Here is an 11525-nt window from a genome sequence, read left to right as displayed (position 1 = left end):
GTAATTTATGATAGGTAGTTACAGCTTCTAATAAGAAATTTAATTACATATTCTATTTGAGTAAATTTCAATATATCTAAATTTATTTAAAAAATAAAAAGTATTTGTTTAAATATAAAATATTTGTATCTTAAAAGTATAAGCAGTAAAAAATATAATAATGCTGTTTAGTACTTTTATTTAAATTGCGATCGCTGACCACAGCATAAATAAATTGCAACGCAGCAGTCAGCAATTATACATACTTACACCATAGCTGTTGCCATTTGGCGACAAGACTCGGCGCAGCGACGACAAGATGCAGCACAGCGTTTACAATGGTCGCTATCGTGTTTTTCACATTCGCTAGCACAGCGATCGCAAGCTTCCGCACAGACTCCACACATTTGAGTATGGAGATCCGAATTGCGCGACATGAAACGGGCGCAGAGAGCGCAGGTATCAGCACAGTCTCGGCATAGCTTAATACATTGAGCCATCATCTGTACCATATTGCTATTTAAGCAAGCATCGGCACAGTTTTCACAGTCGCGTAGGCAAGTAAAGCAAGCCTCTATGCAAGTTTCAAGCAAGGATTGGTGAGATTGAGTTGTCGTCATAGTTAGACCTCCGATTTCAGGTTATTAATTTTACAAGAGGTAGTATTCGTACCTCTTCGCCCTTAAGTTAAAAAATTACTAATATGCTTGCCTCTGTCTCGTGATATAAAGAATATTTATTACTAATTAGCTATAACTATTTCATCCTAATTTCATTTAAGTATCCATAAGTATTTTTGTAATTAAAAACCTTAGTACAAATTTCTATCTTTTAGAACTGCTGCGTGCCATAAACAAGATTAGATTTCATCCTGATTTCATTTTTGTCTGTCAAACTATATAGTGGCAATAGTGTATTCTAAATAATTAGTTATTTTGCAAATGTTTAATTTAATAAATAGATTTTTGTCATTAGCCTTAGTAGCGATTACCTCTTTGAGCATTAGCGTGTTAACAGCCTGTTCTACAACCAATTCTCAAAACCAAGCATCAAACCCTAATACCACCGCTACTGATACTAGTGACAAGCAACCGATGAATCATGACGGTGGCATGATGAATCATGGTGCTAGCACGATGAACCACAACATGACAATGAATTTAGGTTCAGCCGATGCCAATTATGATTTGCGCTTTATTGATGCGATGATTCCGCACCATCAAGGGGCGGTAGAAATGGCAAAACAAGCACAGCAAAAATCGAAACGTCCTGAAATTAAAAAGCTAGCTTCGGAAATCATCAAAGCTCAAGATCAAGAAATTGCCCAGTTGAAACAATGGCGCACAGCTTGGTATCCCAAAGCAAGTAGTACTCCAGTGGTTTATGATGCGAAAACAGGTAAAACAGTCCCAATGCCTCACGAGCAGATGCAAGGCATGATGATGAATATGGACTTAGGAGCCGCCGATACTGAATTTGACTTGCGGTTCATAAATGCAATGATTCCCCACCATGAAAGTGCGATCGCAATGGCTAAAGATGCATTGAGTAAGTCTCAGCGTCCTGAAATCAAGAAATTGGCTCAAAGTATCATTGATTCGCAGCAAGCAGAGATTAACCAAATGAAACAGTGGCGCAAGTCTTGGTATAACCAGTAAGCAAAATTATCTGTATTAAGCATAAAGTAAGTGTGCAATACCAATAAAGGTATTGTTTCGCCTTTAAATTCCAGATATGTGTAGGGTGATTTCAGCAATTGTTCAAGCTTGATTTCATCCTAATTTCATTTCTCAATGAAAGACTAGTAAAAGAGTGCATTTGGTGAAACTTAAAAGCACTTTTGAGCGATTGCAAGGGAGCGCAGTACCTTTCGGGTAGCGTATCCGACAGAAGAAGGCGATCGCAATTCCTTCCATCCCATATCCAAGGGCTTTTAATAGCGATGTCTAACTCTCTGCGTTCTCAAACATCTACAGCTATTGGTTGTGTTTCTAGCACATTACTGAGCCTGCTGTTATTAGCAAGTCCTACAACTGTTATGGCTCATGGCGGACATGGAAATGAATTTCAAGGAGGAAGTGAAGCCACTTCAACTAATAATTCTATTCAAGTTGATGCTGACACAGCCAAACGGCTAGGGATTAAAGTCGAGCCAGTTCAACGTCAAAGGTTAGCCATTGGCATTAAAACTACTGGGCAAATCGAAACTCTTCCTAGCCAAAAAGTAGAAGTAACTACTCCAATACAGGGGGCGAAAGTAGTTGAATTGTTGGTAGAACCTGGTGCATCAGTCAAAAAAGGTCAGCCTGTTGCTGTTGTTACCAGCCCAGATTTAGTAACATTGCGCGTAGAATCTCAGGATAAATTAGCACAAGGTCAAGCTGATTTAAAGCAGGCAGAAGCCGACTTGAGACTGGCTCAACAAAATTATCAAAGATATCAACAAATAGCCGACTCGGAAATTGCCCAAGCACAAAGTCAAGTTGACTTTGCTCAGGAAAAGTACAACAAAGATAAGCAATTAGCTGATGCTGGCGCTTTACCCCGTCGCAATGCTTTGGAATCTCAAACTCAGTTAGCACAAGCAAAAGCCGAACTCACTAAAGCCAAAAGCCGCCGGGATGTTATCGGAGCAGAAAATCAACTCAAACGCGCTCAAGCATCTGTCGAGCTAGCAAAGTCAAATATTAATCGTAGTAATACTAGTTATCAAACTCGACTTGCTCAACTGGGAAATCTCCCCAATTCTCAAGGATTAGTGACAGTAACTGCGCCTATCTCCGGTAAGGTTGCTGATAGAGAAGTTACTATTGGTCAAACTTTCAATGATGCGGGTGGCAAATTAATGACGATTGTCAACGACAGTCGGCTTTTTGCTACAGCTAACATTTATGAAAAAGATTTAAGCAAGGTAAGAATTGGCCAGAGAATTAGTTTAAAAGTTGTTAGTATGCCAGATAGTACATTCTCTGGACGAATTTCCCGAATTGGTACGGTGGTAGAAGGAGAAACAAGAGTTGTACCAGTTCAAGCAGAAGTAAATAATTCAAGCGGACAACTCAAACCAGGAATGTTCGCAGAGCTAGAAGTCTTGACAGACCAAACGTCCTCTGCCACTTTAGCCATTCCAGCTTCAGCAGTAGTTGACGCGAATGGTAAAAAAGTTGTGTATCTGCAAAATGGTAATGCTTATCAGCCTGTTGAAGTCACCTTGGGTCAAACCTCTGGAGATACAGTTGAGGTCAAGAGTGGCTTATTCGAGGGGGATATGATTGTGACTGTGCGCGCACCGCAACTTTATGCACAATCATTGCGGGGTGATACTAAGACAACAGCAGACGAACATACACAAGCTCTATCCCAAACAACAGAGGTGAAATCTACCTTACCAGTAACGTTGTGGTTGTTAGGAGCAGGTGGAGGAGTTGCAATAGTTGTTGTAGCTTTCATGGCAGGTCGTCGCAGCAAGCCTCAACTGGTTAAAGTAACGCCAGAACTTGCCTACAACATACCAGAAAATTCTGCCAATGATTCGATAAACCTAGATGATAACCATCGTGCGCCTGAAGAATCAAAGGTCATAATCATCACTAAAAATACTCAACAATAAAGATGCTGAGTGCAATTATTAAATGGGCGATCGCTCGCCGTTGGTTAGTTATCCTGGGTACAATTATCCTGACCATTTGGATATTTCGGACGATTATCCAAATGCCTTTGGATGTTTTTCCTAGCTTTGCACCGCCCCAAGTCGAAATCCAAACTGAAGCACCAGGACTCGCCCCTGAAGAATTGGAATCTTTGGTAACTTTACCAATTGAAAGTGCAATTAACGGTACTCCGGGAGTTACAGCAGTACGCTCATCTTCAGCAGCAGGAATTTCTGTTGTCAAAGTCATTTTTAACTGGAACACTGATATCTATCAGGCTCGCCAGTTGGTAACAGAGCGATTACAACAAGCGCAAAGTAAGCTGCCATCAGGGGTAGAAACTCCGCAAATTTCCCCTACAAGTTCTCCTATCGGCACTGTATTACAATACGCTTTTACATCAGAAAATACTTCTTTAATGGAAGTGCGGCGAATTGTTGATTGGCAAGTGACAAATCGCCTGTTAGCTGTGCCTGGTGTCAGTCAAGTTGTGGCATATGGTGGCGATGTTCGCCAATATCAAGTATTAGTCGATCCAGCAAAACTAAGAGCCTTTAATGTCACTTTAGAAGATGTAGAACAAGCGGCTTCTGCTGCTAATATTAATGCTCCTGGTGGCTATTTAATTACTCCAGACCGAGAAAAGTTAATTCGAGGAATTGGGCGAATTGAATCTATCGAAGAATTACAGCAATCAGTAATTACTGCTCGTAATGGTACGCCTGTCAAAATTTCTGACGTTGCTGATGTGCAAATTGGTGCAGCTATCAAACGGGGTGATGGTAGTTTTAACGGTGAAAAGGCAATTATTGTAATGATTAATAAACAGCCTCAAGCCGATACTCCTACTGTGACTCGTGCGATAGAACAGGCAATGTCAGAGATTCAAGCAGGATTGCCCAAAGATATCAAAGTTACACCTACTTTTCGTCAAGAAAACTATATTGATTCTTCTATTGAAAATGTTCGAGAAGCTTTAATTGAAGGTAGCATTATTGTTGCTTTAATTCTGATTCCTTTTTTAATGAATTGGCGGAATCTAGCTATTTGTTTAACTGCGCTTCCTTTATCTTTATTATTAGGAGTGCTACTACTAAATTGGCTCGGACAAGGTTTAAATACTATGACCTTGGGAGGGTTAGCAGTAGCAATTGGTTCAGCCGTTGATGATGCAATTGTCGATGCTGAAAACGTCTACCGTAATCTGCGAGAAAATAAATATTCACCCAACCCGCGCCCGGTTTTAGATGTTGTATTTGACGGTTGTCAAGAAGTACGCGATTCGGTATTTGGAGCTACCATCATTACCATAGTTGTGTTTTCGCCAGTATTTGCTTTAGCTGGTGTAGAAGGTAGCATTTTTATCCCTATGGGATTAGGGTATATGGCAGCAGTTATCGCCTCAAGTATCACAGCATTGACGGTAACTCCAGCTTTATGTGCCATATTACTACCTCATGGTCGCTTGCCAGAGACAGAACCTTGGGTGGCGAGATTTTTTAAGCGACTTTACTATCCTGTACTCACATTTTCACTCAAGCGATCGCAAATTATTTTAGGTTTAGCGATCGCTTGTTTGGTGGCTGCGGCTGTAATTGTTCCCTCTTTCGGCAGAATATTTTTACCAGAGTTTCAAGAGCAAACTTTAGTAAATACACTCACTCTTTACCCAGGGGTATCTCTGGAAGCTACTAATGCTGCTGGTGAAACACTCCAGCACGCACTTAAAGGAGATGCTAGATTTCCATATGTGCAACTGCGTTCTGGACGTGCGCCGGGAGATGGAGACGCAGCTGGAGTGAATTTGGCACATTTGGATATTGAGTTAAGCGAAGCAGGGATGAAAGACAGGGAGGGTACGATTGAGAAGTTACGGCAGGAATTCGCTAAATTACCAGGAGTAGCACCAAATATTGGCGGTTTTATCTCACATCGTATGGATGAGGTGTTGTCTGGGGTGAGGAGTGCGATCGCTGTCAAAATCTTCGGCCCCGACTTAGAGCAACTCCGTACCATTGGGCAACAAGTTGATAATGTAATGAAAACCGTAAATAGGATTGTAGATTTACAACTAGAACCCCAAATACCGATTGAACAAATACAAATTAAATTCAATCGCCTTGCTGCTTCACGCTATGGTTTAACAATAGGAAAACTGTCAGAAATTATTGAAACCGCCCTCAATGGACGAGTAGTATCTCAAGTTTTAGAAAAACAGCAAACTTTTGATTTAGCTGTGTGGTTAAAGCCAGATGCAAGGCAAAATTTAGATACAATTCGCAATTTATTAGTTGATACTCCTAACGGTCAAAAGATTCCTTTAGCACAAGTTGCTGCAATTGAAAATGGTACTGGGCCTAATACTATAAATAGAGAAAACGTATCCCGTTTGATTGTTGTTTCTGCCAATGCTAGTGGTAGAGATTTACGCTCTATTGTCAATGAGATTCAAAACAAAGTTAACCAACAAGTACATCCACCTGCTGGTTACTATATCCAGTATGCTGGACAATTTGAGGCAGAAGAAAGAGCAACTCAAAATATCTTAATTTCGAGTGCTATAGCTTTTGTAGCAATTACAGTCATCATGTATCTGTCAGTTAAATCTATTCCTTCTACTGCCATGATTATGATTAATTTGCCTTTAGCATTAGTAGGAGGAGTATTTTCTGTAGCTTTGACAGGTGGAGTGATATCTATTGCTTCTTTAGTTGGTTTTGTCACTTTATTTGGTGTTGCTACCCGCAATGGTTTGTTACTTGTGGATAATTACAACACCAAATTTGCTGAAGGTATACCACTGAAAGAAGTTTTGATTAAAGGCTCGATGGAACGCCTAAATGCTATTTTGATGACAGCCTTTACCTCTGCTTTAGGATTAGCACCTTTAGTAATTGAGAGTGGCCCGGGAAAGGAAATTCTTCAACCACTTTCGATAGTTGTATTGGGTGGTTTATTTACTTCTACGGCACTAACTCTAGTCGTTCTACCAGCTTTATATGCCAAATTTGGTAAATTCTTGCTACCTAAGCGTATTACGTCAATTGTAGGGGATATCAAAGTACCAAAAGCAGTTTTTGAGCGATGACAATATCACAGAAAATTTATCTTTTAGCATATCTATGTGGGAACAGCTATAAGAGCGACCAAATCATAGCTACACTATGCCATAAATATTCAAACTAGATTTCATCCTGATTTCATCTTCATTTGAGAAATTAAATACAGTGTCAGATTATCCCAAACGGGTTCAGTGTATCGTCAAGCAAAACCCTTGATTGGTCTCAAAAATGCTCAATTCCATTGTTAAATGGTCGATCGCTCAAAGGTGGCTAATCGTTATAGCCTCAATATTAATTAGCCTGTGGGGATTCCACTCTATCGGGCAAATGCCCCTTGACGTATTTCCGGCTTTTGCGCCGCCACAAGTAGAAATTCAAGTGGAAGCTTCTGGTTTCGCACCAGAAGAAATTGAGTCTTTAGTGACTCGCCCCATTGAAAGTGCCATGAATGGTACACCTGGATTGGAATCATTGCGGTCTTCATCAGCTATTGGAATTTCTGCGGTTAAAGCCGTTTTTAGCTGGGACACTGACATTTACCGGGCGCGTCAACTAGTAACAGAGCGATTGCAAGGAGTGAAACTACCACAAGGAGTTGAGCAGCCGGAAATCTTGCCTGTAAATTCACCTTTGGGATGGGCTGTCAAATATGCTTTTTCATCTGAAAGTACCGACTTGATGGAGGTATGGCGCATTGCCAACTGGGATGTGAAAAATCGCTTACTAGCTGTCCCAGGTGTGAGTAATGTATTTCTTTATGGTGGCGATGAGCGGCAGTATCAAGTCTTGGTAGATCCAGATAAGCTCAAAGCGTACAATGTATCCTTGCCCGAAGTCACCAAAGCAGTACAGAATGCTAACGTTAACGTGCCAGGAGGATTTTTGATTACTCCTGACCAAGAAACCCTAATTCGCGGAATTGGGCGGATTGAATCCATTGATAAGCTTAAACGTTCGGTTATTAAAGCAGTTAAAGGAATACCCGTATTACTGGAACAGGTAGCAGAGGTGAAAATTGGCCCAGGGCTAAGACGAGGAGATGGGCTATTCCAAGGCAAACGAGCAGTGATTTTAACTGTTTCTAAGCAACCTGCGGCAGATACTCCTACTGTTGTCAAAGCTGTAGAGGCAGCAATGGAAGAAATTAAGCCGGGGCTACCCCAGGATGTCAAGGTTACTAAAACCTTTGACCAAGATTTATTCATCGAAGCTTCGGTTAAAAACGTTGAGGAAGCTCTGCGTGATGGCATCATTATAGTTTCAGTCATCCTGATTATCTTCCTAATGAACTGGCGCACGGTAATTATTAGTCTGAGTGCGCTGCCTCTGTCATTACTGTTGGGGATGATTATTCTTAGCTGGACTGGACAAGGCATTAATACAATGACCTTGGGTGGACTAGTAGTTGCCATTGGTTCAGTGGTAGATGATGCGATCGTTGATATGGAAAATGTCTACCGCCGCTTGAGGGAAAACCAAATAGTAGGTAACCCGAAAAATCCTTTACAAGTTGTGTTTGACGGCTCAGTAGAAGTGCGTGTTAGTGTTCTATTTTCTACAGTTATTATTGCCGTAGTCTTTGCACCAATTTTCGTCTTGTCTGGGGTCGAAGGTCGCATTTTCACGCCGATGGGAATGGCATATTTACTATCGATTCTTGCTTCTACCTTGGTTGCATTGACACTAACTCCAGCATTATGTGCCTTACTACTGGCAAATCGCCGTTTACCAAGTACAGAAACTTGGCTAGAGCGTAAAGCACATCAACTTTATCGTCCGGCGCTGAAGTTCTCAATTCGCTACCCCAGGATGATTTTAGGAATTGCCCTTGCAGGCTTAATCGCATCAATGATTATCTTACCTGGGTTAGGAAAAGTCTTCTTGCCAGAGTTTCAAGACCGCTCTTTGGTCAATTCGATGGTGCTTTTACCTGGGGAATCCTTAGATGCAACTGACCAAGCAGCTTTAGCGGTAATGGATTCATTGAAAAACGATCGCCGCTTTGATTTTATTGCCTTGCGGTCTGGGTTTGCTCAAGGAGATCCAGAAGTTGCAGGGGTAAACTTTGGTGAGTTGGATGTGCAGATTAGCGAAGCAGGCGCGAAAAATCGCGACAAGACTGTTGCAGCACTCCGCAAAGAGTTTGAAAAACTTACCGGTGTCGCAACTAATATTGGTGGATTTATCTCACACCGCATAGATGATATTCTTTCAGGCGTAAGAAGTGCGATCGCTGTCAAAATTTACGGCCCCGAACTCGAACAACTCCGCATCCTTGGAAAACAGGTACAATCCGCCATGAGTGGTATTCCCGGCATTGTAGACCTGCAACTAGAACCCCAAGTCCCAGTTAAACAAATTCAAATTCAATTTGACCGCGATGCAGCAGCTCGTTATGGGCTAACTGTGGGGGAACTGGCAGAAACTATAGAGACTGGATTGAATGGTAAAGCAGTTTCCCAAGTCTTGGAGAAACAACAAACATATAATCTGGTTGTCTGGTTGCAAGAACGCTATCGTAATAATTTAGACGTAATTGGTAACTTGTTGGTAGATACACCCAATGGGCAGAAAGTCCCTTTATCTCAGGTTGCCAAAGTTGAGTATGGCACAGGGCCAAGTACCATCAATCGTGAAAACGTTTCTCGGCTGATTGTAGTTTCTGCTAACGTTTCTGGAAAGGATTTGGGTTCTGTAATTAAAGATGTACGCGATCGCGTCAAACAAATTCAACTTCCTGGAGGCTATTACATCCAATTTGGCGGTCAGTTTCAGGCACAGGAGCAAGCAACGCAGACATTAATTATTGCGGGTGCGGTTGCGATCGCGGTAATTTCTGTATTGATTTACTTTGCAGTTAAGTCCATTCCTGCCACAGTCATGATTATGATTAACTTGCCACTGGCATTAATTGGCGGTGTCATCTCTGTAGCCTTGAGTGGTGGGATTATTTCCGTTGCCTCTATGGTTGGTTTTATCACTCTATTTGGTGTAGCTACTCGTAATGGATTGTTATTAGTGGATAACTATAACAATCGCCTAGCAGAAGGGATACCACTCAAACAAGTGATTGTTGATGGTTCGATGGAAAGATTAGTAGCAATTCTCCTGACAGCACTTTCATCAGCACTAGGTATGGTTCCCTTAGTAATTGGTTCTGGTGCAGGCAAGGAAATTTTGCAACCTTTGGCAGTTGTAGTGTTAGGCGGCTTATTTACCTCTACTGCTTTAACACTCTTAGTTTTGCCAGCCTTATATTCACTATTTGGCAGATTCTTGGTATCAAAAAAGACTACAGAATTACAAGATATTCAAGTCACTCCAGGTTCAGTTATATGATGCTTAATTTATTAATTCTTTCCAGATATCCCCCTGGAAATATAGAGATATCTATGCAATTACCATATAATTGCTCGCAATTTTCCTCATAACCAATCAGGAGTAAGTTCATGCAATCATTTAAAGTAGGTTTTATTGTTTTTGCAGGTACAGGGTTGTTATTCTTAGGAGCTTGTAGTAATCAAGCATCTGAATCCCGTAGTAATCCTTCAAGTCCTGCTACAGAAAATACTAATAAAACTGAACCAGCCACCAAAACTGAAACATCTGCTCATGGCGGCTCACTTCGTAAAAACTCTCAAGTCGTCGAAGTAGGAAAATATCACTTAGAGTTAGTACCTGAAAAGGAAGATAACGCAACTCACTTAGATTTATATTTGCAAACAGGTGACAAACACGAAGCAATTCCAAATGCTAAAGTTACTGCTGATATTCAGTCACCAGATGGAAAGCAAAAAACTGTTCCCCTAACATATGATGCTGAGGGTAAACACTATGCTGCCAAATTAGATAAAATTGCGGCAGGTCAATATCAAGTGAAAGTTAAAGCGAATATTGGCAGTGAAAAAGTCAACGGTCGGTTTAGTTTTAATCAATGATTTGAGTACCAAAGTCATGCACTCGTCGCTACTGAAATGGTGCCGGGTGCTATGACCAAATACCTAGCGCATTGAGCATTTTGAAGAGAGTTGCCTATCCTTTAGGTATCTTGCTTCCTCCAACTTTAGCAGCAGTGTTCATGAGTGCTTCAACTGTCGTGGTATTTGTTAATGCAATGCTATTGCGATGATTACAGTTAGGTTAAGCAGAGTTTGTAACAGCATTTTCTCTGAAGTACTTTTAGACACGGTACCTGGTTAAGTCAGTACTATTTTTGTAGAAATTCACTAAGAATTTCATCTTAATTTCATAGTGACCTGTCAAACTGGTTTTATAAAGGTTTATTTGCTAAAAATAAATCTACAATCTAGCTGATATATTTTCTTAATTGAATGATCCAAACAAAGAGAATGCTGATTTATGTTGCCGTATGTAATCTAGCTATCACATCTCTGAGCTATGCTGACTATGCAATTGCGAAAACTGATAACGATAAGCTAGGTACTATTGAGGATAGTTCGCAATATATTCATACTGGTTGGCAACTTGTAAAACAGACATTCCAGCTACACATTCCTAAAAATGGCAAGGCTATTTCCCAACTAATTATAGACGTTCCACCCAAAGTAGCTGTAAGTAATGATGTTGACGTATTGGATGAGCAAGGTCAAAAAATTAAAATTAATATCTTAGCAAGTAGTCAAAGAATTATTATAAATTTTCCTGAACCTGTTACTTCTAGCACTAATAAGTTACAAATTAACTTCAATAAAGTACTACAACCAATTACTGGTTCTCTTTCTATTTACCATCTATCGGCTAAAGTTGTTGGTAGCAGTGTAGAGATTCCTGTAGGTGAAGTTCAAATCCCTTCATTCTAATTTATTTATAAATT

Annotated in this window: 7 protein-coding genes; 6 read left to right on the top strand and 1 reads right to left on the bottom strand. The window is 40.6% G+C overall.

The genetic code is table 11. From position 1 onward, the window contains the following. Window positions 1–245 precede the first annotated feature (245 nt). Window positions 246–599 (bottom strand): four-helix bundle copper-binding protein, encoded by a 354-nt coding sequence (locus tag AACU25_RS35930; protein ID WP_096560779.1) that lies wholly within the window; start codon window positions 597–599, stop codon window positions 246–248. Between the two features lie 321 nt (window positions 600–920). Between AACU25_RS35930 and AACU25_RS35925 the strand changes: the two genes are divergently transcribed. From AACU25_RS35925 to AACU25_RS35900, 6 genes are all read left to right on the top strand, one after another. Further along, on the top strand, window positions 921–1637 hold the full coding sequence (locus AACU25_RS35925; protein ID WP_096585286.1) for a DUF305 domain-containing protein: 717 nt from the start codon (window positions 921–923) through the stop codon (window positions 1635–1637). A gap of 284 nt (window positions 1638–1921) precedes the next feature. Further along, window positions 1922–3589 (top strand): efflux RND transporter periplasmic adaptor subunit, encoded by a 1668-nt coding sequence (locus tag AACU25_RS35920; RefSeq protein WP_096585283.1) that lies wholly within the window; start codon window positions 1922–1924, stop codon window positions 3587–3589. A 2-nt stretch (window positions 3590–3591) separates the two neighbouring features. Further along, complete coding sequence (locus AACU25_RS35915; protein WP_096585280.1) at window positions 3592–6717, top strand: efflux RND transporter permease subunit; 3126 nt, start codon at window positions 3592–3594, stop codon at window positions 6715–6717. 202 nt (window positions 6718–6919) lie between these two features. After that, window positions 6920–10030: an efflux RND transporter permease subunit gene (locus AACU25_RS35910; protein WP_096585277.1), complete on the top strand. Its 3111-nt coding sequence runs from the start codon at window positions 6920–6922 to the stop codon at window positions 10028–10030. Between the two features lie 110 nt (window positions 10031–10140). Continuing rightward, window positions 10141–10629: a hypothetical protein gene (locus tag AACU25_RS35905; RefSeq protein WP_096585274.1), complete on the top strand. Its 489-nt coding sequence runs from the start codon at window positions 10141–10143 to the stop codon at window positions 10627–10629. A 411-nt stretch (window positions 10630–11040) separates the two neighbouring features. Further along, entirely contained in the window at window positions 11041–11511 is a 471-nt protein-coding gene (locus tag AACU25_RS35900; RefSeq protein WP_096585272.1) for a hypothetical protein, read from the top strand. The last annotated feature ends 14 nt before the right edge of the window (window positions 11512–11525 follow it).

The organism is Tolypothrix tenuis PCC 7101, assembly GCF_963874875.1.
Lineage (GTDB): Bacteria > Cyanobacteriota > Cyanobacteriia > Cyanobacteriales > Nostocaceae > Aulosira > Aulosira tenue.
This window is presented reverse-complemented; position numbering and strand designations above follow the sequence as displayed.

Coding starts and splice junctions, on each gene's coding strand:
- AACU25_RS35930 (WP_096560779.1), bottom strand. CDS start 599: ATGACGACAACTCAATCTCACCAATCCTTGCTTGAAACTTGCATAGAG.
- AACU25_RS35925 (WP_096585286.1), top strand. CDS start 921: ATGTTTAATTTAATAAATAGATTTTTGTCATTAGCCTTAGTAGCGATT.
- AACU25_RS35920 (WP_096585283.1), top strand. CDS start 1,922: ATGTCTAACTCTCTGCGTTCTCAAACATCTACAGCTATTGGTTGTGTT.
- AACU25_RS35915 (WP_096585280.1), top strand. CDS start 3,592: ATGCTGAGTGCAATTATTAAATGGGCGATCGCTCGCCGTTGGTTAGTT.
- AACU25_RS35910 (WP_096585277.1), top strand. CDS start 6,920: ATGCTCAATTCCATTGTTAAATGGTCGATCGCTCAAAGGTGGCTAATC.
- AACU25_RS35905 (WP_096585274.1), top strand. CDS start 10,141: ATGCAATCATTTAAAGTAGGTTTTATTGTTTTTGCAGGTACAGGGTTG.
- AACU25_RS35900 (WP_096585272.1), top strand. CDS start 11,041: ATGCTGATTTATGTTGCCGTATGTAATCTAGCTATCACATCTCTGAGC.